20 protein-coding genes are annotated in these 19,260 nt (G+C 60.3%); 8 read left to right on the forward strand and 12 right to left on the reverse strand.

Annotated elements, in window-relative coordinates; translation table 11 throughout:
• Positions 1 to 37: 37 nt before the first annotated feature.
• Complete coding sequence (locus GIW79_RS14440; protein WP_034125899.1) at positions 38 to 418, reverse strand: hypothetical protein; 381 nt, start codon at positions 416 to 418, stop codon at positions 38 to 40.
• 147 nt (positions 419 to 565) lie between these two features.
• On the opposite strand from GIW79_RS14440, the gene GIW79_RS14445 reads away from it, so the two are divergent.
• Positions 566 to 763 (forward strand): heavy-metal-associated domain-containing protein, encoded by a 198-nt coding sequence (locus GIW79_RS14445; protein WP_072445975.1) that lies wholly within the window; start codon positions 566 to 568, stop codon positions 761 to 763.
• A gap of 87 nt (positions 764 to 850) precedes the next feature.
• Positions 851 to 2,044, forward strand: a complete 1,194-nt coding sequence (locus GIW79_RS14450) for a multidrug effflux MFS transporter (RefSeq protein WP_236456004.1) — start codon at positions 851 to 853, stop codon at positions 2,042 to 2,044.
• Positions 2,045 to 2,052: 8 nt separating this feature from the next.
• On the opposite strand, the gene GIW79_RS14455 is transcribed toward GIW79_RS14450, so the two are convergent.
• The 3 genes from GIW79_RS14455 to GIW79_RS14465 form a co-directional block, all read right to left on the reverse strand.
• Positions 2,053 to 2,232: a hypothetical protein gene (locus GIW79_RS14455; RefSeq protein WP_236456002.1), complete on the reverse strand. Its 180-nt coding sequence runs from the start codon at positions 2,230 to 2,232 to the stop codon at positions 2,053 to 2,055.
• Between the two features lie 146 nt (positions 2,233 to 2,378).
• Positions 2,379 to 3,392, reverse strand: coding sequence for a zinc-binding alcohol dehydrogenase family protein (locus GIW79_RS14460; RefSeq protein ID WP_236456000.1), 1,014 nt, complete (start codon positions 3,390 to 3,392; stop codon positions 2,379 to 2,381).
• 138 nt (positions 3,393 to 3,530) lie between these two features.
• Entirely contained in the window at positions 3,531 to 3,824 is a 294-nt protein-coding gene (locus tag GIW79_RS14465; RefSeq protein ID WP_003188253.1) for a putative quinol monooxygenase, read from the reverse strand.
• 117 nt (positions 3,825 to 3,941) lie between these two features.
• Between GIW79_RS14465 and GIW79_RS14470 the strand changes: the two genes are divergently transcribed.
• The 3 genes from GIW79_RS14470 (at position 3,942) to GIW79_RS14480 (ending at position 7,263) form a co-directional block, all read left to right on the forward strand.
• Positions 3,942 to 4,871, forward strand: a complete 930-nt coding sequence (locus GIW79_RS14470; RefSeq protein ID WP_034125904.1) for a LysR family transcriptional regulator — start codon at positions 3,942 to 3,944, stop codon at positions 4,869 to 4,871.
• Between the two features lie 134 nt (positions 4,872 to 5,005).
• Positions 5,006 to 5,692, forward strand: coding sequence for an ArsR/SmtB family transcription factor (locus GIW79_RS14475; RefSeq protein WP_054896420.1), 687 nt, complete (start codon positions 5,006 to 5,008; stop codon positions 5,690 to 5,692).
• 200 nt (positions 5,693 to 5,892) lie between these two features.
• Entirely contained in the window at positions 5,893 to 7,263 is a 1,371-nt protein-coding gene (locus GIW79_RS14480; protein WP_054896421.1) for an MFS transporter, read from the forward strand.
• 126 nt (positions 7,264 to 7,389) lie between these two features.
• Here GIW79_RS14480 and GIW79_RS14485 read toward each other — a convergent pair whose 3' ends face one another.
• Positions 7,390 to 8,343: an adenosine deaminase gene (locus GIW79_RS14485; RefSeq protein WP_057977729.1), complete on the reverse strand. Its 954-nt coding sequence runs from the start codon at positions 8,341 to 8,343 to the stop codon at positions 7,390 to 7,392.
• Positions 8,344 to 8,536: 193 nt separating this feature from the next.
• Between GIW79_RS14485 and GIW79_RS14490 the strand changes: the two genes are divergently transcribed.
• Positions 8,537 to 9,628, forward strand: coding sequence for a calcium:proton antiporter (locus GIW79_RS14490; RefSeq protein WP_003188263.1), 1,092 nt, complete (start codon positions 8,537 to 8,539; stop codon positions 9,626 to 9,628).
• Positions 9,629 to 9,750: 122 nt separating this feature from the next.
• On the opposite strand, the gene GIW79_RS14495 is transcribed toward GIW79_RS14490, so the two are convergent.
• The 6 genes from GIW79_RS14495 to GIW79_RS14520 all read right to left on the reverse strand — a co-directional run bounded on the left by GIW79_RS14495 (position 9,751) and on the right by GIW79_RS14520 (position 15,809).
• Positions 9,751 to 11,109, reverse strand: a complete 1,359-nt coding sequence (locus tag GIW79_RS14495) for an 8-oxoguanine deaminase (RefSeq protein WP_236456062.1) — start codon at positions 11,107 to 11,109, stop codon at positions 9,751 to 9,753.
• Between the two features lie 212 nt (positions 11,110 to 11,321).
• The gene (locus GIW79_RS14500) at positions 11,322 to 12,008 is read right to left on the reverse strand and encodes an SDR family oxidoreductase (protein WP_047712496.1); all 687 of its coding nucleotides are present in this window, start codon (positions 12,006 to 12,008) and stop codon (positions 11,322 to 11,324) included.
• 56 nt (positions 12,009 to 12,064) lie between these two features.
• Positions 12,065 to 12,646 (reverse strand): IMPACT family protein, encoded by a 582-nt coding sequence (locus GIW79_RS14505; protein ID WP_236456060.1) that lies wholly within the window; start codon positions 12,644 to 12,646, stop codon positions 12,065 to 12,067.
• A gap of 12 nt (positions 12,647 to 12,658) precedes the next feature.
• Positions 12,659 to 13,318: a TetR/AcrR family transcriptional regulator gene (locus tag GIW79_RS14510; protein WP_034125910.1), complete on the reverse strand. Its 660-nt coding sequence runs from the start codon at positions 13,316 to 13,318 to the stop codon at positions 12,659 to 12,661.
• Between the two features lie 87 nt (positions 13,319 to 13,405).
• Positions 13,406 to 14,800 (reverse strand): uracil-xanthine permease family protein, encoded by a 1,395-nt coding sequence (locus GIW79_RS14515; RefSeq protein ID WP_054918737.1) that lies wholly within the window; start codon positions 14,798 to 14,800, stop codon positions 13,406 to 13,408.
• An 88-nt stretch (positions 14,801 to 14,888) separates the two neighbouring features.
• Positions 14,889 to 15,809 (reverse strand): LysR family transcriptional regulator, encoded by a 921-nt coding sequence (locus GIW79_RS14520; RefSeq protein WP_034125912.1) that lies wholly within the window; start codon positions 15,807 to 15,809, stop codon positions 14,889 to 14,891.
• Between the two features lie 126 nt (positions 15,810 to 15,935).
• Here GIW79_RS14520 and GIW79_RS14525 point away from each other — a divergent pair, with 126 nt between their 5' ends.
• The gene (locus GIW79_RS14525; RefSeq protein WP_054918734.1) at positions 15,936 to 17,285 is read left to right on the forward strand and encodes an aspartate aminotransferase family protein; all 1,350 of its coding nucleotides are present in this window, start codon (positions 15,936 to 15,938) and stop codon (positions 17,283 to 17,285) included.
• Between the two features lie 39 nt (positions 17,286 to 17,324).
• Positions 17,325 to 18,818 (forward strand): CoA-acylating methylmalonate-semialdehyde dehydrogenase, encoded by a 1,494-nt coding sequence (locus GIW79_RS14530; RefSeq protein WP_236456058.1) that lies wholly within the window; start codon positions 17,325 to 17,327, stop codon positions 18,816 to 18,818.
• Between the two features lie 111 nt (positions 18,819 to 18,929).
• Here GIW79_RS14530 and GIW79_RS14535 read toward each other — a convergent pair.
• A partial coding sequence (locus GIW79_RS14535; protein WP_236477382.1) for a hypothetical protein occupies positions 18,930 to 19,260 on the reverse strand: 331 nt, incomplete at its 5' end.

The raw sequence follows: 19,260 nt of genomic DNA on the forward strand, positions 1-19,260 counted from the left end.
GTTCTCACGCAGAGCGTGGGAACGATCGTGGGGTTACTCAGTATTCCAGTTTCGCCGCTTTGAGGTACATGCCGTCCGGGCCCAGTGCAATGCGTAATTTGCGTACATCGCCGGCTTTCAAGGTGATGTTCTGCGCGGGAGGCGCGAGCATGCCTGGCAGACAGCCGGGGGCCTGACTCGGCAACACTTTCAGGCGCAGCGACACATCGCCGGGGGGAAGGTTGAAGGAGGTGGCCTGCTCCTGGAACAGACGCCCGGCCAGTTGGTCCTGGATATACAGGCCGATCTCGCAGTGGGTCGGCACTTCCAGGCGTTCGCGGGAAATAATCAGCACCGCATAATCTTCAGCTGCCAGGGCCTGGGGCGCAGCGGCAGGCAAGCTCATCAGGCCGGCAAGGGCAAAAAACGACCAGCGCATGGCGAATGCTCCATGGTTCACAGCTAGGGAGGTTGAAGCTTGGACGACGCCGCCGCCGAATACCAGCCCGGCAGAAATACTGAGAACTTGACCTTGCCATCATGGCAAGCTCGACACTGGGCTCAACCTCATCAAAGGAGTCATGTCATGCAAATATTCAGCGTTGAAGGAATGACCTGCGGCCATTGCGTTAAAGCGGTGACCCAGGCGGTACAGAGCCAGGATTCGGCGGCAAGTGTGGAAGTCGACTTGAAGGCTAAGGAAGTGCGGGTGGCAAGCAGTCTGTCCTCTGACCAAGTGATCGACCTGATTGCCGAGGAAGGCTACAGCGTCAAGCTGGCGTGATTTTTCTGATCGTTAGCCACCTAACGTAATGTTCATGGCACCCAAGCGCGGCTAGACTGTCGAGCTGCCGACTCACTTGGGTGTCTGATGAACCTTCGCATAATCCTGATTCTGGGCGCCTTGAGCGCCTTCGCGCCGTTGGCGATCGACTTTTACCTGCCGGGCTTTCCGGCAATGGCCTCGGCCTTCGCCACTGACGAAAAACATATCCAGCTGACCCTGGCGGTGTATTTCGCGGGCCTGGCTATTGGCCAATTGATCTACGGGCCGCTGGCCGACCGCTTTGGCCGGCGCGTGCCGCTGCTCAGCGGCGTCACCCTGTTTACCCTCGCGTCTTTCGCTTGTGCGTATGCGCCGTCCCTGGAATGGCTGATCGGTGCACGCTTCGTGCAGGCCCTTGGCGGGTGTGCGGGCATGGTGATTTCCCGGGCGGTGGTCAGTGACAAATGCGATGCCGTGGGTTCGGCCAAGGTGTATTCGCAACTGATGCTGGTGACCGGCCTGGCCCCGATCCTGGCGCCGTTGGCCGGTGGCCTGATGGTCGGCGTGTGGGGCTGGCAGTCGATTTTCCTGGCGTTGTCGTTGTTCAGCGTGATGGCGGCCATCGCCGTGGCGGTCGGGTTGCCGGAAACCTTCCCGGCCGATCAGCCGCGCCAGCCGTTGTCGGGCTCGTTGCGCCGCTACGGCTCGCTACTGTCAGACCGGGTGTACCTGGGCTATGCCTTGACCGGCGGCATCTCGATTGCCGGGATGTTTGCCTACATCGCCGGTTCCCCCTTCGTGTTTATCAAGCTCTATGGCGTACCGGCCGAGCATTACGGCTGGTTGTTTGGCTCCAACGCCGCGGGCTTTATCCTGGTGGCGCAACTGAACGCACGCTTGCTGGCCAAGCGCGGCCCGGCGTTTTTGTTGTCGCGTACCGTGTGGGTGTACGTGGCGGCCGCGTTGACGCTGTTGGGAATTGCCGCGTTGCGCACTGAAGCGCTATGGCCGTTGTTGGTGCCGCTGTTTATCTGTATCGCCAGTCTGGGCTGTATTTTGCCGAATACCTCGGCCTGTGCCATGAGCGGGCAGGGGGCTCGGGCCGGCAGCGCATCGGCGTTGCTCGGTTGCATTCAGTTCAGTGTGGCTGCAGGGGCGGCGTCGTTGGTCGGTGTGTTGCACGACGGCACGGCGATGCCGATGGCCATGGTCATCAGCCTCTGCGGGGTGCTGGCGGTGACCATTGCCATGGCGACCCAGCGCCTGCAACGGGCAAGGGCCGTACAGGCGCAGGTCTGAAGTTCGGTTTAGCCAGCGGAACGTTGCTGGTTGAGGGGGAAGCGATGGGGCGCCTGGATCCGGGTCTGCAGCGTGTCGGCGAAGGCGCGGGCCTCGGCTTCACTGCGAAAGGTGATGGCCTCGCCGTCGAGACGAACTTGCCATTGGCTGCCGGGGGATTTTGCTAACGCTTTTATCAGGATTTTCATTGCTGACTTCCTCACGTAAAAGAATCGTGGCAAAGGCGGCCAATATAAACCTGAACGGGCGCATAAATATGACAAGGATCAACTCTCGGACTAATGGTGTCGTCCGTTACCTACGTGGATAACAGACGACACTGACAGCCGTTTTTTCAGAACCCTTCCAGCACGATCTTGCCCTTGGCCTTGCCGCTTTCCAGTAGGGCGTGGGCGCGGCGCAGGTTCGCCGCATTGATCACGCCGAAGTGCTCGCCCACCGTGGTTTTCAGGGTGCCGGCGTCGATCAGTTCGGCCACGCGGTTGAGCAGGTTGTGCTGCTCGATCATGTCTGGCGTTTCGAACATCGAACGGGTGTACATGAACTCCCAGTGCAGCGACAGGCTCTTGCGCTTGAGCTTGCTCACATCCAGGGCCTTGGGATCGTCGATCAACGCCAGCTTGCCTTGGGGTTGCAGTGCTTCGACCAGTTGGTCCAGGTGTTGCTCGGTCTGGGTCAGGCTGGCGACGTGGGTCACTTGCCCGTGCCCGGCCTGTTTCAACACTTCGCTCAGCGGCTGGCTGTGGTCGATCACCACGTGTGCTCCCAAGGCCTTGGCCCATGCGTGAGTCTCGGGGCGCGAGGCGGTGCCGATGACCTTCAACGCGGTGAGCTGGTTGGCCAACTGAGTCAGGATCGACCCCACACCACCGGCAGCGCCGACGATCAGCAGGCTCTGGCCTTGATCGTCTTTGCCTTCAGTCACCTGCAAACGTTCGAACAACAGCTCCCACGCAGTGATAGCGGTCAACGGCAATGCGGCCGCTTCGGCAAACCCCAGGCTTTGGGGCATATGGCCGACGATGCGCTCATCAACTGTGTGCAATTCGCTGTTGCCGCCTGAGCGTACCAGGGAACCGGCGTAGTACACCTTGTCGCCGGCCTTGAACAACGTCACGTCACTGCCGACCGCCTTGACCACACCCGCCACGTCCCAACCCAGCACCTTGGCGGCGCCATTTTCCGGGGCGACGTTCTGGCGCACCTTGGTGTCCACCGGGTTGACCGAGATGGCTTTGACTTCCACCAACAGGTCACGGGGGCCGGCCACGGGGGCTGGTAGTTCGATGTCTTGCAGGGATTCTGGATCGGTGATCGGCAGTGAGGCGTAGTAGGCGATGGCTTTCATGATGACTCCAAGTGAATACGGTCAAGGTAGGAGCGAGCTTGCTCGCGAAGATCGTTAACGATGACGCGGTGTTTCTGGTTTCGCGCCTCGTCGTTGGGGTTTTCGCGAGCACGCTCGTTCCTACAAAAAAAGGCGGGATCAGGCGAGAAATTTCAGGCGCTTGAGTTCGAAGTGTTCGATCACATCGGCGGCCTTGGCGCGAAAGCTCTGGATATGCGCGCTCTGGTCGTGGTCGGCCAGTGCAGCGTCGTCGCTCCAGCGCTCGAGCATGTAGAAGGTCTCGGGGTGCTGCAGGTCCTGGTGCAGGTCGTACTGCTCGCAACCGGCTTCCAGGCGGGTCGGTTCCAGCAGGCCGCGCAGCAGGGTTTCCAGGGTGGCGTGCTGGCCGGGTTTGGCGATCAGCGTGGCGATGACATTAAAAGCGGTGGACATAGTCGACTCCGGGCACGGGCTAACGGGATGGGCAGATGATTGGCTATTTCCCACGCCGATAAAAGCGGCTAAAACAGCAGGCTGTTTCAACCAAATATTGATAATGAGCGGAAATGCATGCTGCGTTTTGATGATTTGCAGTTGTTTGTGCGGGCCGCCGACTTGGGTAGCCTGTCGGCTGCGGCGCGGGTCATGGACCTGTCACCGGCGGTGGCCAGTGCCGCGCTCAAGCGTATCGAACAGCAACTGGGTACGCGCTTGCTGGCGCGCTCCACCCGCAGCCTGCGCCTGACAGCCGAAGGCGAGGGCTTCCTTGCGTACGCGCGGGCGTCACTGAGCGCGCTGGATGAAGGGCGGCGCCTATTGGCCAGTGGCCAGGATCATGTCAGTGGTGTGCTGCAATTGTCGGCACCCTCGGATTTCGGCCGCAACCAACTGTTGCCGTGGCTGGATGCGTTCCAGCAGGAGCATCCGCAACTGAACGTGCGCCTGTTGCTCGGTGATCGCATCGCCGACCTGTTCCGCCAGCCCGTGGACATTGCCCTGCGTTACGGCGAACCCGAAGACTCCAGCCTGATTGCGCTGCCCATTGCTCCGGACAATATTCGCGTACTCTGCGCCGCCCCCAGTTACCTCGCCCGGCATGGCGAGCCGCGCCATCTGGAGCAATTGGCCCAGCACAATTGCCTGCTGTACATGCTCGGCAGCCGCGTCCACGACCACTGGGGTTTTTACGATGGCAAGCGCCATGTGGGCCTGACGGTCAGCGGCGATCGCTTCAGCGATGACGCCGATGTGGTGCGCCGCTGGGCGGTGGCGGGCATGGGCATCGCCTACAAGTCCTGGCTGGATGTGAGCACCGATGTGCTGGCCGGGCGCTTGCGTCTGATCCTGCCGGAACTGCAGGGTGAGCGCACCCCGCTCAACCTGCTGTGCGCCCACCGTGCGCAATTGAGTAAACCCATCAATCTGCTGCGGGACATGCTCGTGTCCCGTTGTGCGACATTGACGGCCCAGCGACCGGGACGAATGGCTTCTCGTCAATAGCCTGCGCCACGCTCGGAAGTTTCACTCATATCTTGTCCTGATTTGCACCGTCAGACACCGGGGAACCTACTGCCTGCGCACCTATACTTGGGCGTCAACCGCAGCAGAAAAATGGTTTAACAGGGAGTGAATACATGGGAGCAGCACCTTGCATCAGTCAGATCGCCAGCTTGCTCGCCGAGCCTAAACGCACGGCCATGCTCTGGGCCTTGATGGACGGTTCGGCGAAGACTTCCGAAGAGCTGGCGACGCTGGCCGGGCTGTCGCCGGCGTCAGCCAATGCACATTTGGCGCGGCTGTCCGGCAGCGGCCTGTTGCGGATCGAGGCGCGGCGGGGCCAGCGCCTGTTTCGTGTAGCGGCGGCCGATGTCAGTGCCGCCATTGATGCGCTGGCCAGCACCACTATGGCCAGCGCGGCCCGCAGCACACCTGATGTTTTGCCAACGGCGCTGCGCGCACCGCCATTGCTGCGCCGTGCCCGCTGGTGCCATGGCCACCTCGGCGGCGAGCTGGCGGCGCAGTTGTATCAACGGATGCTTGAGGCCGGGTGGATCGAGCGCCATGAGCCGCGTACAGAGGTGACGCCCAATGGCGTGCAGGCATTGGCGCAGCTGGGCATTTTTACCCAGGCATTGGCATCGCCGCTGGCCTGCGACTGTTTCGACTGGAGCCAGCAACAACCCCACCTGGGCGGTGCGTTGGGGGCGGGCTTGATGCAACTGTTTCTGCAGGCGAACTGGATCAGCGTGATCAACGAGTCACGGGCCTTGTCTGTTACTGATGTGGGACTTGAGCACATAGCCCGCATCGCCAAACTGTAGGAGCGAGCTTGCTCGCGAAAAACTCGAGTGCGCCGCGTTTTATCCAGAAACCCCGCGTTATCGTTGACGATCTTCGCGAGCGAGCTCGCTCCTACAGGCGCTGGCGTCGTTCTCAGCTGTCGTCAGGTCGCATCCAGCAATAGCCGGCGCAAACGATGCCGCACACTCGCAAGAGGGATTTTTCATACGAGGGGTGTGGCATGGGTAGGCAGGGTTATAGCGCGGCGGAACGCCTGGAACGGTTACCCATCAGCGGTTACCACCGAATCATTTTCATCATCATCGCCCTGGCGTTTTTCTTTGACTCCATGGACCTGGCGATGATGACCTTCCTGTTGGGCTCGATCAAAACCGAGTTTGGCCTGAGCACGGCCCAGGCCGGGTTGCTGGCCAGTTCGAGTTTTTTCGGCATGGTGGTGGGCGCTTCGCTGTCCGGGATGCTTGCTGATCGATTCGGTCGCAAACCGGTGTTTCAGTGGAGCATCGTCCTCTGGGGTTTGGCGAGCTACTTGTGTTCCACGGCCCAGACGGTGGAGACGCTGACGTTGTTTCGGATCCTGCTGGGCATTGGCATGGGCATGGAGTTTCCCATTGCCCAGTCGATGCTGTCGGAGCTGATCCCCGCCAAAAGACGCGGGCGCTATATCGCCTTGATGGATGGTTTCTGGCCGTTGGGCTTTGTGGCTGCGGGCGTATTGTCTTACTTCTTGTTGCCGGTGATTGGCTGGCGCGACATCTTCCTGGTGCTGGCGGTACCGGCGGTGTTCGTGCTGGCCATCCGTTTCTTTATCCCGGAGTCGCCGCGTTGGCTGGAACAGGCTGGGCGCCATGAGGCGGCGGACAAGGTCTTGCTTGGCATCGAGCAGAAGGTGCGCGATTCCCTGGGCGGCGCCGACTTGCCGGAGCCAGTTGCTTTGCCACGGGTAGAGAGTACGCCGGGGACGTTTTTCTCCGCGTTCCAGCAGCTGTGGTCGGCGCAGTACCGCCAACGCACGATGATGATCTGGAGTGTGTGGTTCTTCGCCCTGCTTGGGTTCTACGGGCTGACGTCGTGGTTGAGTGCGTTGTTGCAGCAATCGGGTTTTGCCGTGACTCAGTCGGTGTATTACACGGTGATCATTTCCCTGGGCGGAATCCCAGGCTTTTTGATGGCCGCGTGGTTGGTGGAGCGCTGGGGACGCAAGCCTGTGTGCGTGGTGACCCTGCTGGGCGGCGGGGTGATGGCGTTTCTGTATGGGCAGAGCGCAGTGTTTGGCGGCAACGTGGGCCTGCTGATCACCTCGGGGTTGTTGATGCAGTTCTTCCTGTTTGGCATGTGGGCGGTGCTGTACACCTACACGCCGGAGTTGTATCCCACCTCGGCACGTGCAACCGGCTCGGGGTTTGCGTCGGCGATTGGGCGGGTTGGTTCGTTGCTGGGGCCGTTGGTGACCGGGTTGGTGTTCCCGATAACCGGGCAGGGCGGGGTATTTGCCTTGGGCGCGCTGTGCTTTGCGGTGGCGGCGCTGGTGGTGTGGCTGTTCGGGATGGAGACCAAGGGCAAGACCCTGGAAGAACTCACCCAGGCTTGAAGCTGATGGGGCCATGTGGGAGCCGGGCTTGCCCGCGATAGCGGTAGGTCAGGCAATAAGAGGCTGGCTGATACACCGCTATCGCAGGCAAGCCAGCTCCCACAGGTTGAGTCCAAGTCTATTCAGTTACGGTTTCACGAGCCGCGCATCCAGGCTGTTCTGCGCCAGGCGTTTGGCCTGGTCCTGGGTCATGCCCAGGGAGGTGTGCAGCGCGTGGAAGTTCTCGGTGACATAACCGCCGAAGTAGGCAGGGTCGTCCGAGTTCACGGTGACTTTTACACCACGCTCGAGCATGTCGAGGATGTTGTGCTGGGCCATGTCGTCGAACACGCAGAGCTTGGTGTTGGACAGCGGGCATACCGTCAGCGGGATCTGTTCGTCGATGATGCGCTGCATCAGGCGTTCATCTTCAATGGCTCGCACGCCGTGGTCGATGCGCTGGATTTTCAGCAGGTCGATGGCTTCCCAGATGTACTCGGGCGGGCCTTCTTCACCGGCGTGGGCCACGGTCAGGAAGCCTTCGTGACGGGCACGGTCGAACACGCGCTGAAACTTGCTCGGTGGGTGGCCCATTTCCGAGCTGTCCAGGCCGACGGCCACGAACGCGTCACGGAACGGCAGCGCCTGGTCGAGGGTTTTCTGCGCTTCGTCTTCGCTCAGGTGGCGCAGGAAGCTGAGGATCAAACCGCTGGTGATGCCCAGTTGCTGCTCGCCGTCTTTAAGCGCAGCGGCGATGCCGTTGAGCACCACTTCGAACGGCACGCCACGGTCGGTGTGGGTTTGCGGGTCGAAGAAGGGTTCGGTGTGGATCACGTTCTGGGCTTTGCAGCGCAGCAGGTAAGCCCAGGTCAGGTCGTAGAAGTCCTGGGACGTGCGCAGCACATCGGCGCCCTTGTAATACAGGTCGAGAAACTCTTGCAGGTTGTTGAAGGCGTAGGCTTTGCGCAGGGTTTCGACGTCGTTCCATGGCAGCGCAATCTTGTTGCGCGCGGCCAGGGCGAACAGCAACTCAGGCTCCAGCGAGCCTTCCAGGTGCAGGTGCAATTCAGCCTTGGGCAGGGCGTTGAGCCAATCGTACATTTTTAAAATCTCATCAGGTGCAATGGCGGCATTCTACAGGCCATGGCTGAAATAATCGGCAAAACCTGACCAGCAGGAGAGTATTTCCGTCACTCACGCAAGGGCGGCCTGAACTAAGGTGTAACGAAACGTTAGCGGCTCGGCGCAGTCTGTACCCCATCAATGACTGATTCGCTGTACGAAAAGGCCCGGAATGCTCACATCCCTCAAGCAAGAAAAATTCATGCTGCTGGCGCTGATTGCCGCCATCGCCGCCTACCCGCTGGAGCACTGGATGCTCCACAGCGGCCAACTGGTTGCGTTGCTGGCCGGCTTTGCGCTGATCGCGTTTATCGTGATGGCGTCGATGCGCGTGGCCCATCACGCCGAACAGTTGGCGGAAAAAGTCGGCGACCCCTACGGCACCATGATCCTGACCCTCGCCGCGGTATTGGTGGAAGTGGTGATCCTGGCGATCATGATGAGTAACGAGCCATCGCCCACCCTGGTGCGCGACACCATCTACTCAGCGGTGATGCTCGATATCAACGGTATCCTCGGCCTGGCCGCGCTGATGGGCGGCATCAAGCATGGCGAACAGTCCTACAACGATGACTCGGCGCGCACCTACAGTGTGATGATTCTTACCGCCATGGGGGTGTCGATGGTGGTACCGGAATTTATCCCCGAAGCGGACTGGAAAATTTACTCGGCTTTCACCATTGGCGCGATGGTGGTGCTTTACACCTTGTTCCTGCGCATGCAGGTGGGGCCGCACAGTTATTTCTTCAGCTACAGCTACCCGGAGAAACGCCGTAAGAAACAGCCGGAAGACGAGCACGCGCCGTCTGTCAGCCTGACGTTTTCCATTGCGACCCTGGTGTTTGGGGTGATCGTGATTGGCGCGCTGGCCGAGGTGATGTCCAAGACCCTCGACCTGGGCCTGGAAGGCACAGGCGCACCACCAGTGATTACCGCGATTGTGGTGGCGGCTATCTCGGCCGCTCCGGAAATCCTCACGGCATTGCGCGCCGCGTTGGCCAACCGCATGCAATCGGTGGTCAACATCGCGCTGGGGGCTTCGTTGTCCACGGTGATCCTGACGGTGCCGGTGATGGAAGCCATGGCGCTCTACACCGGGCAGCCGTTCCAGATGGCGATGACGCCGGTGCAAACGGTGATGGTGTTTATCACGCTGATCGTCAGCGCGATCAACCTCAACGATGGTGAAACCAATGCGATAGAAGGGATGACGCATTTTGTGTTGTTTGCGACCTTTATCATGCTGTCGCTGTTGGGGCTGTAACCCGATTTGAAAGGCGCCGCAGACCCAATGTGGGAGCCGGTTTTTGGGGGCGCTACGCACCCCAGCGGGAGCAAGCTCCCTCGCCACAGAAGCCCGCTCCCACATTTTGATTGGCGCCTGGCTTAGGTGCCCGCGATCAAATGGCGCGCGGCCTGGCTGTGATCGGCGATCAAGCCCTTGAGGTCCAGGCCTTCGACTTGACCATCAATCACCCGCCATTGACCCGCGATCATCACTCGGTCTGCCCGGTCCGCGCCGCACAGCAGCAGTGCGGAAATGGGGTCATGGCTGCCGGAGAAGCGCAGCTCATCGAGCTTGAACAGTGCCAGGTCCGCCTGCTTGCCGACGGCCAACTCGCCAATGTCTGTGCGCCCCAGCAACTGCGCCGAGCCCTTGGTGGCCCAGCCCAATACGCCTTCGGGGGTGATCTTTTCCGCGCCGTAGCGCAGGCGCTGGATGTACAGGGCCTGGCGGGCTTCAAGGATCATGTTCGAAGCGTCGTTGGAGGCCGAGCCGTCCACGCCCAAGCCGATCGGGGCGCCGGCGGCGAGCAGGTCCAGAGTGGGGCAGATGCCGGAGGCCAGGCGCATATTCGAGCTTGGGCAATGGCAGATGCCGGTGCCGGCTGCGCCCAGGCGCTCGATTTCGTCCGGGTTGAAGTGAATGCCGTGGGCCAGCCAGGTGCGCGGGCCGAGCCAGCCGACGCTGTCGAGGTAATCAACGGTACGCAGCCCGAAGCGTTGCAGGCAGAAATCTTCCTCATCCAGAGTTTCCGCCAAATGGGTGTGCAGGCGCACGTCCAGCTGGTTGGCCAGCTCGGCGCTGGCTTGCATGATTTCGGGGGTGACGGAAAACGGCGAGCACGGCGCCAGGGCGATCTGGATCTGCGCACCGTCACCGCGCTGGTGATATTCGCGGATCAGGCGCTGGCTGTCTTCGAGAATCACCTGGCCTTGCTGCACCGTTTGCTGCGGCGGCAGGCCGCCATCGGCTTCGCCCAGGCTCATGGAACCGCGGGTGAGCATGGCGCGCATCCCCAGTTCACGCACGCTGCCTACCTGCACATCAATGGCGTTTTCCAAACCATCGGGGAACAGGTAGTGGTGATCGGCCGCCGTGGTGCAGCCCGAGAGCAGCAATTCGGCCAGGGCGACTTTGCTGGCCAGGGCGAGTTTTTCCGGGGTGAGCCGCGCCCATACCGGGTACAGGGTTTTCAGCCAGGGAAACAGCGGCTGGTTGACCACTGGGCCCCAGGCGCGGGTCAGGGTTTGATAGAAGTGGTGGTGGGTATTGATCAGTCCAGGCAGCACCACATGCTCGCGGGTATCGAACACCTGTGCGCAGGGTTGTGCAGGCGCTTGCCCTTGGGCCAGCACTTCGGTGATGACACCGTCTTGCAGCACCAGGCCGCCACGGGCATCGAGGCCATTGGCAGTGAAAATCGCGAGGGGGTTTTTTAACCAGATACGGGTCGCAGGCATTGGCCGGCTCCTCTGAATGATGGGTTCAGGTTTGCCAGCTCAGTGTTGCCCTGTCTGCTGATCCAGGGTCGCCGGGGAGGGCGAGGTGGGCAGTTTACCTCTGTGGGAGCGAGCTTGCTCGCGAAAATCGTCAATGATGACGCGGGCAGTCTGGTTTAACGCAGTGCTTGGGCGTTCTTCGCGAGCAAGCTCGCTCCTACAGTTGAGGGTGGTTACCAGGTGATGGTGTCGCCCTTGTAGTCGACGAAGTGATGGCCGCCTTTGCCGGTGTAGGCATTTACCTGGTCCACCAGGCCGCGCACGCTGGTCTCGACGTCGATGTGGGCATTTTCGCCGCCCATGTCGGTCTTCACCCAACCTGGATGCAGCGACAGCACCGTCGGCTTGGGCTCGCCCAGTTGCGTGATAAAGCTATTGGTCATCGAATTGAGGGCGGCCTTGCTGGCCTTGTACAGCGCCAGGTCCGAGCCGTCGGGAATGGTCACGCTGCCCAGTACCGAACTCATGAAGGCCAGCACGCCGGTGTCTTTGCGGATCTGCCCGACAAAGCGCTGGGCCAGGTTGATTGGCGCCACGGCGTTGGTGAAGAACAACTGGCCGACTTCCGCCAGGGTCGCGTGGCCGGGCTCCTGGTTGGCCGGACCCTTGACGCCGGCGTTGACGAACAGCAGGTCGAAGGTGCGGTCTTTCAGGCGTTGGGCCAGGGCGATCACGGCTTGCTGGTCGTCCATATCCAACTTCTCGATCTGCACCGGCCCCACGGCTTTCAGGGCATCAGCCTTGTTCGGATCGCGCACGGTGGCGGTCACGTCCCAGCCGTCCTGGAGCAGTTGCTTGACCAGGCCAAGGCCCAGCCCGCGCGAGGCGCCGATGATCAGTGCGGTTTTTGGCGTAGACATGAAAGGCTTCCTTTGAAATCGCGGTTCATGGAGTTCAGCGCATAACAGTAGCAGTTTCAGCGTTCGAGCAGGATGCGCCCACGGCTCAGGTCGGCGAGCTGGGTTTGCAGGGTGTCGATGTGCGCCTCCCCCAGGGCGAGTTGCAGCTCTACACCGTTGGCGGTGAAGGTTTCTTCCACCACAATCCCGCCGAGTTCAGCGACGCGCAGCTTCACCAGGTTCAGCTCGGAGAAGCCACAGGCGCAGCTCAGAGGTACGCGGCTGATCAGCTCGATGCGCTCGGCATTTTGCAGGCATTTATTGGCCCCGCCGCCATAGGCACGGGCCAAGCCACCCGTGCCCAGTTGAATGCCGCCGTACCAGCGGATCACCAATACGGCCACCTGATCAAAGCCCTGGGCCTCGATGGCCGCAAGGATCGGGCGCCCGGCGGTGCCACCGGGTTCGCCGTCATCGCTGCTGCGGTATTGATCGCCCAGCTTCCAGGCCCAGCAGTTGTGCGTGGCGTTCAGGTCGCTGTGTTGCTCGAAAAACGCTTGGGCGTCCTGCGGGCTGGTAATCGGCGCCGCCAAGGTGATAAAGCGGCTCTTGCGTATTTCTTCACGAAACTCGCAAAAACCGGTGAGCGTAAAAGACATAAATCGCTTCGTTTATAGGGCTGGCTTGATGCCGCAGCCTTTGAGAATGATATGGATCAGGTTGGTGCCGGCATCTTCCATGTCCTGCTTGGTCAGCTTGGTGCGACCGGTGACGCGGCAGATCTGGGTGGCGAAGTCAGCGTAGTGCTGGGTGCTGCCCCACAGCAGGAAGATCAGATGCACGGGGTCGACGGGGTCCATTTTGCCGGCGTCGATCCACGCCTGGAACACTGCGGCACGGCCACTGAACCAGGCCCGATAGTCCTGGCCGAAATATTCCGTGAGGCATTCGCCACCGCTGATGATCTCCATGGCGAAGATCCGCGAGGCTTGGGGTTGGCGGCGCGAGAATTCCATCTTGGTGCGGATGTAACGAGCGAGCGCCACGGCCGGGTCATCCTCGGCGGTCAGCGCGTTGAAGGTGCTGTCCCAGAGTTCGAGGATGTTGCTCAGCACTGCGATGTACAGGCCCAGCTTGTTGGTGAAGTAGTAGTGCAAGTTGGCCTTGGGCAGCCCGGCGCTGGCAGCGATGGTGTTCATGCTGGTGCCTTTGTAGCCATGGCGCGCGAATTCATCTTCAGCAGCCTGGAGAATCGCTTGTTCATTCTTTTGCCGAATGCGGCTGGCGGGTTTACCGCCGTGGTTGCTGTGGGCAGGAACTTCGAGGCTCATGGAGGTTTCCGTGCTGATCGATAGAGACGACGTGTGCACAGATAACCCACCCTCAAGCCTCAGACAAGTCCTGATGCAATAAAACCGTCAAAGCGGTTCCAGGCTGTCGCGTTCCGGGGTGTGGTTTGCGGCGGTGGTACTTGCCTTGGCCTCCGGCAGTAACAGGCACAGGAGGATGGCGGTGATACCGCCGCTGGTGATGGCGGAGTCGAACAGGTTCTGCACCAGTGTCGGCATCAGGTGCAGCAGGTTAGGTTGCGCGGCGATACCCAGGCCAACACCGAACGAGGTGGCGATAATCAGCATGCTGCGTCGATCCAGCGGTGCCTGGGCGAGAATGCGCACGCCGGCTGCGGCCACACTGCCGAACATCACCAGGGTCGCGCCGCCCAGCACCGGCTTGGGGATTTGCTGCAGCACGGCGCCAATCAGCGGAAACAGGCCCAGGCAGAACAGCAACACGCCGATGTATAAACCGACGTAACGGCTGGCCACGCCGGTGAGCTGGATCACACCATTGTTCTGCGCAAACGTGGTGTTGGGGAAAGCGCTGAAAGTGGCGGCGATCATGCAGCTCACCCCATCGCCGAGGACGCCGCCCTTGAGCCGGCTTATATAAGAAGGGCCGCTGATAGGCTGGCGGGCAATCATGCAATTGGCGGTGAGGTCGCCGACGGTTTCGATGCTGCTGATCAGATAAATCAGCGCAATCGGCAGGAAGGCGCTCCAGTCGAAGTTGAAACCAAAGCGGAATGGTGTAGGCAGGCTGACCAATGGCAGGTCAGGCAAAGCCTGGGGAACAAGTTTACCGCTGAACCACGCCGCGAGGCTGCCCAGGGCCAGGCCGATGATGATGGCCGACAGGCGTACCCAGGGCGTGTTCGAGCGGTTGAGCAGGATGATCGTCAAAACCACGAACAGGCCCAGCGCCAGGTTGGCGGGGGCGCCGAAGTCCGGTGCATTGAAACCGCCGCCGAGGTCGGTGATACCCACTTTGATCAGGCTGATGCCGATCAGCGTAATCACAATGCCGGTCACCAGCGGTGTGATCACGCGGCGCAGCTGGCCGATAAAGCGGCTCAATACAATCTGTACCGCCGCGCCAAAGAAGCACACGCCGAAAATCATCGCCAGAATGTCTTCCGGACTGCCGCCGCGTTGTTTCACCAGAAAGCCTGCAGACAACACCGCGCCGAGAAACGCAAAGCTGGTGCCTTGCAGGCAGATCATGCCGGCACCGATACCAAACGGCCTGCGTGCCTGGATGAAGGTGCCTACGCCGGAAACCATCAACGCCATGCTGATCAGGTAGGGCAAGTGGGCGGTGAGGCCGAGGGTGGAGCCAATAATCAGAGGCGGCGTGATGATGCCGACGAACGCCGCCAATACATGTTGCAGCGCCGCGAGGAAAGCGGGCAGTGGTTTCGGCCGGTCGTTGAGGCCGTAGATCAGGTCGCTGGGGCTGGAGGATTCTGGGGGCATGGCGGGTCAACTCAAGGCGGACGGTTCAAGGTCCTTGAGTCCTTGCAAAAAGCTGTCCATATGCTCAGCTTTTTGCGCGAGGCCCGAATCAGCGGGTGGCGGCCAGGCTTTCCAGGAAACTTTCCAGCACCAAATGAGGGCGACGGCCCTTGCGCGTGACCGATGCCAGGCTCAAATCGTAAAAACGTGTAGCCGGTTTCAGCGCACGCAGTCGGCCTTGTTGTACCCACAGGCTGGCGTAGTGATCGGGCAGGTAGCCGATATAACGCCCGGTGAGAATCAGGAACGCCATGCCTTCACGGTCTGACGCACTGGCGGTGCAGTTGAGCGCCTGGTAATGGGCCTGGATTTCCGCAGGTAAGCGGAAGGTGGGGGCGATGGCGTCCTGGCTGTCGACGCGCTCGTCGTCGAGTTGCTTGTTGTCGGCGTAAAACAGCGGGTGGCCGACCGCGCAATAGAGCAAGGAACGTTCGCTGTACAACGGCTGGTATTCCAGGCCCGACAGTGCGCTGGCCTGGGGCACCACACCGACGTGCAGGCGACCGTCGAGTACGCCTTGCTCCACTTCATTGGGGGCGATCATGCGGATCTGGATCTGCACGTCCGGGCCGCGTTCTTTCAACTGCGCCAATGCGTGGGTGATGCGCATATGGGGCAGAGTGACAAGGTTATCGGTGAGGCCAATGATCAACTCGCCGCGCAAATGTTGGTGCAGGCCGTTGACCTCGGTGCGAAAACTTTCCAGGGCACTCAGCAGTTGCAGGGCAGATTGATAGACCTCGCGGCCTTCTTCCGTCAGGGAAAAACCGGCGCGGCCGCGTTGGCAGAGCCGTAGCCCGAGTCGTTGCTCAAGGTCGCTCATCTGCTGGCTGATGGCCGAGCGCCCGATGCCGAGAACGGTTTCCGCTGCCGAGAAGCCGCCGCACTCCACTACGCTGCGAAAGATGCGCAGCAGGCGAATATCGAAGTCACTGACTTGGGCCAAAGGGTCGGGACGACGGCTGCTCATAGTTTAGTGAAGTCCTGACTGAAGGTTAGAAGAGTTGGATTTCACCGACTTTATCCCCGTGGCAATTTAGCTGCAACAACGCTTTTTCAATCCCGACGCTGCCTTTTGCCCTGCGAGGTTTTGCTGATGAACATGCCCGAAAACGCCCCATCGTCCCTGGCCAGCCAATTGAAGCTGGATGCGCACTGGATGCCTTACACCGCCAACCGCAACTTCCAGCGCGATCCACGCCTGATCGTGGCCGCCGAAGGTAGCTGGTTGACCGATGACAAGGGGCGCAAGGTCTATGATTCGTTGTCGGGCCTTTGGACCTGTGGCGCCGGGCATACGCGCAAGGAAATCCAGGAAGCGGTCGCCAAGCAATTGGGCACCTTGGACTACTCTCCAGGCTTCCAGTACGGTCATCCGTTGTCCTTCCAGTTGGCGGAAAAAATCACCGACCTGACCCCAGGCAACCTGAATCATGTGTTCTTCACCGATTCGGGCTCTGAATGTGCCGATACGGCGGTGAAGATGGTGCGGGCCTACTGGCGCCTGAAAGGCCAGGCCACGAAGACCAAGATGATTGGTCGCGCCCGTGGTTACCACGGCGTTAACATTGCCGGTACCAGCCTGGGCGGTGTGAACGGTAACCGTAAGCTGTTTGGCCAGGCGATGATGGATGTTGACCATCTGCCTCACACCTTGCTGGCCAGCAACGCTTTCTCCCGGGGTATGCCGGAGCTGGGCGGCATCGCGCTGGCCGATGAGTTGCTCAAGTTGATCGAGCTGCATGACGCGTCGAACATTGCGGCCGTATTTGTCGAGCCTATGGCCGGTTCCGCTGGGGTATTGGTGCCACCGCAGGGGTATCTCAAGCGTCTGCGCGAAATTTGCGACCAGCACAATATCCTGTTGGTGTTCGACGAAGTGATCACGGGCTTTGGCCGCACCGGCTCGATGTTCGGTGCCGACAGCTTCGGCGTGACCCCGGACCTGATGTGCATTGCCAAGCAAGTCACCAACGGCGCGATCCCGATGGGCGCGGTGATTGCCAGCAGCGAGATCTACCAGACCTTCATGAACCAGGCGACGCCGGAATACGCAGTGGAATTCCCCCACGGCTACACCTACTCGGCGCACCCGGTGGCTTGCGCGGCGGGCTTGGCGGCATTGGACCTGTTGCAGAAAGAAAACCTGGTGCAGAGCGTAGCCGAAGTCGCGCCGCACTTTGAGAATGCGCTGCACGGTTTGAAGGGCAGCAAGAATGTGATCGACATTCGCAACTACGGCCTGGCCGGTGCGATTCAGATTTCCCCACGTGATGGAGATGCCATCGTGCGTCCATTCGAGGCCGGCATGGCGTTGTGGAAGGCCGGTTTCTATGTGCGTTTTGGCGGCGACACCCTGCAGTTCGGGCCAACCTTCAACAGCAAGCCGCAGGACCTGGACCGTCTGTTTGACGCGGTCGGCGAAGTGCTGAACAAGATCGACTGATTTCTCCTTCTATATAGAACAATTTTTCAGGAGCCCTGCATGAGCCTTATCCAGCATTTGATCAACGGTGAACTGGTCAACGACAGCGGTCGTAGTGCCGACGTCTATAACCCGTCTACCGGGCATGTGATTCACCAGGTGCCTTTGGCCAGTCGTGAAACCATTCAACAGGCGATTGACTCAGCCAAGGCGGCGTTTCCGGCTTGGCGCAATACGCCGCCGGCCAAGCGTGCCCAAGTGATGTTTCGTTTCAAGCAACTGCTGGAGCAGAACGAAGCACGGATCTCGCAGTTGATCAGCGAAGAACATGGCAAGACCCTGGAAGACGCCGCGGGTGAACTCAAGCGTGGGATCGAGAACGTGGAGTACGCGTGCTCGGCGCCGGAGATTCTCAAGGGTGAATACAGCCGCAACGTAGGGCCGAACATTGATGCGTGGTCGGACTTCCAGCCATTGGGCGTGGTGGCAGGTATTACTCCGTTCAACTTCCCGGCGATGGTGCCGTTGTGGATGTACCCGCTGGCGATTGTCTGCGGTAACTGTTTCATCCTTAAACCTTCAGAGCGCGACCCGAGTTCGACGCTGTTGATCGCGCAGCTGTTGCAGGAAGCCGGGCTGCCCAAAGGCGTGCTCAGCGTGGTGCATGGCGACAAGGGCGCGGTGGACGCATTGATCGAAGCGCCTGAAGTCAAAGCCTTGAGCTTTGTAGGCTCGACGCCGATTGCCGAGTACATCTATTCCGAAGCGACCAAACGTGGCAAGCGTGTGCAGGCGCTGGGCGGGGCGAAAAACCACGCGGTGCTGATGCCGGATGCAGACCTGGATAACGCTGTGAGTGCCCTGATGGGCGCGGCGTATGGTTCCTGCGGTGAGCGTTGCATGGCGATCTCGGTGGCTGTGTGCGTGGGCGATCAGGTGGCGGATGCATTGATTGCCAAGCTGGTGCCACAGGTCAAGGCGTTGAAGATTGGTGCGGGCACTTCTTGCGGGCTGGATATGGGCCCGTTGGTGACGGGGCAGGCGCGAGATAAAGTCAGTGGCTATATAGAAGACGGTGTGTCGGCGGGGGCTGAGCTGGTCGTTGATGGCCGTGGCTTGAGTGTTGCCGGGCATGAGCAAGGTTTTTTCCTCGGTGGCAGCTTGTTTGACCGCGTCACCCCTGAGATGCGTATCTATAAAGAAGAGATCTTTGGCCCGGTGTTGTGCGTAGTGCGGGTGGATAGCCTGGAAGCGGCGATGCAACTGATCAACGATCACGAATACGGCAACGGTACTTGTATCTTCACCCGCGATGGCGAAGCTGCGCGTCTGTTCTGTGATGAGATTGAAGTCGGCATGGTGGGTGTTAACGTGCCGCTGCCGGTGCCGGTTGCGTATCACAGCTTTGGTGGCTGGAAACGTTCGCTGTTTGGCGACCTGCATGCCTATGGGCCGGACGGGGTGCGTTTCTATACCCGTCGCAAGGCGATCACCCAGCGTTGGCCGCAGCGGGCCAGCCATGAAGCGTCGCAATTCGCCTTTCCTAGTCTGTAAGGCTCAGTAGACAGAAGGCCGGACCCTTGGGGCCGGCCTTTGCGTTATTGGGCTTTTTTGACTTATATGACAGAAATGTGAAAAAGAAGGTTGACGGCAGATTCTGGAAGCCTATAATTCGCCCCACTTCCGGCGCAGTCGAAACGGAAAACTCCTTGTTAAACAATGAGTTATGCAGTTTTCGGCAGCAAGTTGCTTCAGTTCATCGAAGCCAAAAGGAAGTTGAAAAAGAGGTGTTGACAGCGGCGTGTAACGCTGTAGAATTCGCCTCCCGCTTACGAGAGATCGCAAGCGCAAGTGGTTGAAGTTGTTGAGGAAATCTTCGAAAACTTCTGAAAATAACCACTTGACAGCAAATGAGGCTGCTGTAGAATGCGCGCCTCGGTTGAGACGAAAGATCTTAACCAACCGCTCTTTAACAACTGAATCAAGCAATTCGTGT

The sequence above is a fragment of the Pseudomonas sp. PA-7-1E genome (genome assembly GCF_021605325.1).
Taxonomy (GTDB): Bacteria; Pseudomonadota; Gammaproteobacteria; order Pseudomonadales; family Pseudomonadaceae; genus Aquipseudomonas; species Aquipseudomonas fluorescens_BV.

Excerpts from the sequence above, each read along its gene's own strand:
- GIW79_RS14520 (WP_034125912.1), bottom strand. The coding sequence starts at position 15,809 with ATGAGCAGCCGTCGTCCCGACCCTTTGGCCCAAGTCAGTGACTTCGAT.
- GIW79_RS14515 (WP_054918737.1), bottom strand. The coding sequence starts at position 14,800 with ATGCCCCCAGAATCCTCCAGCCCCAGCGACCTGATCTACGGCCTCAAC.
- GIW79_RS14485 (WP_057977729.1), bottom strand. The coding sequence starts at position 8,343 with ATGTACGATTGGCTCAACGCCCTGCCCAAGGCTGAATTGCACCTGCAC.
- GIW79_RS14500 (WP_047712496.1), bottom strand. The coding sequence starts at position 12,008 with ATGTCTACGCCAAAAACCGCACTGATCATCGGCGCCTCGCGCGGGCTG.
- GIW79_RS14455 (WP_236456002.1), bottom strand. The coding sequence starts at position 2,232 with ATGAAAATCCTGATAAAAGCGTTAGCAAAATCCCCCGGCAGCCAATGG.
- GIW79_RS14525 (WP_054918734.1), top strand. The coding sequence starts at position 15,936 with ATGAACATGCCCGAAAACGCCCCATCGTCCCTGGCCAGCCAATTGAAG.
- GIW79_RS14440 (WP_034125899.1), bottom strand. The coding sequence starts at position 418 with ATGCGCTGGTCGTTTTTTGCCCTTGCCGGCCTGATGAGCTTGCCTGCC.
- GIW79_RS14445 (WP_072445975.1), top strand. The coding sequence starts at position 566 with ATGCAAATATTCAGCGTTGAAGGAATGACCTGCGGCCATTGCGTTAAA.
- GIW79_RS14530 (WP_236456058.1), top strand. The coding sequence starts at position 17,325 with ATGAGCCTTATCCAGCATTTGATCAACGGTGAACTGGTCAACGACAGC.
- GIW79_RS14490 (WP_003188263.1), top strand. The coding sequence starts at position 8,537 with ATGCTCACATCCCTCAAGCAAGAAAAATTCATGCTGCTGGCGCTGATT.
- GIW79_RS14510 (WP_034125910.1), bottom strand. The coding sequence starts at position 13,318 with ATGAGCCTCGAAGTTCCTGCCCACAGCAACCACGGCGGTAAACCCGCC.
- GIW79_RS14460 (WP_236456000.1), bottom strand. The coding sequence starts at position 3,392 with ATGAAAGCCATCGCCTACTACGCCTCACTGCCGATCACCGATCCAGAA.
- GIW79_RS14470 (WP_034125904.1), top strand. The coding sequence starts at position 3,942 with ATGCTGCGTTTTGATGATTTGCAGTTGTTTGTGCGGGCCGCCGACTTG.
- GIW79_RS14450 (WP_236456004.1), top strand. The coding sequence starts at position 851 with ATGAACCTTCGCATAATCCTGATTCTGGGCGCCTTGAGCGCCTTCGCG.
- GIW79_RS14475 (WP_054896420.1), top strand. The coding sequence starts at position 5,006 with ATGGGAGCAGCACCTTGCATCAGTCAGATCGCCAGCTTGCTCGCCGAG.
- GIW79_RS14465 (WP_003188253.1), bottom strand. The coding sequence starts at position 3,824 with ATGTCCACCGCTTTTAATGTCATCGCCACGCTGATCGCCAAACCCGGC.
- GIW79_RS14495 (WP_236456062.1), bottom strand. The coding sequence starts at position 11,109 with ATGCCTGCGACCCGTATCTGGTTAAAAAACCCCCTCGCGATTTTCACT.
- GIW79_RS14505 (WP_236456060.1), bottom strand. The coding sequence starts at position 12,646 with ATGTCTTTTACGCTCACCGGTTTTTGCGAGTTTCGTGAAGAAATACGC.
- GIW79_RS14480 (WP_054896421.1), top strand. The coding sequence starts at position 5,893 with ATGGGTAGGCAGGGTTATAGCGCGGCGGAACGCCTGGAACGGTTACCC.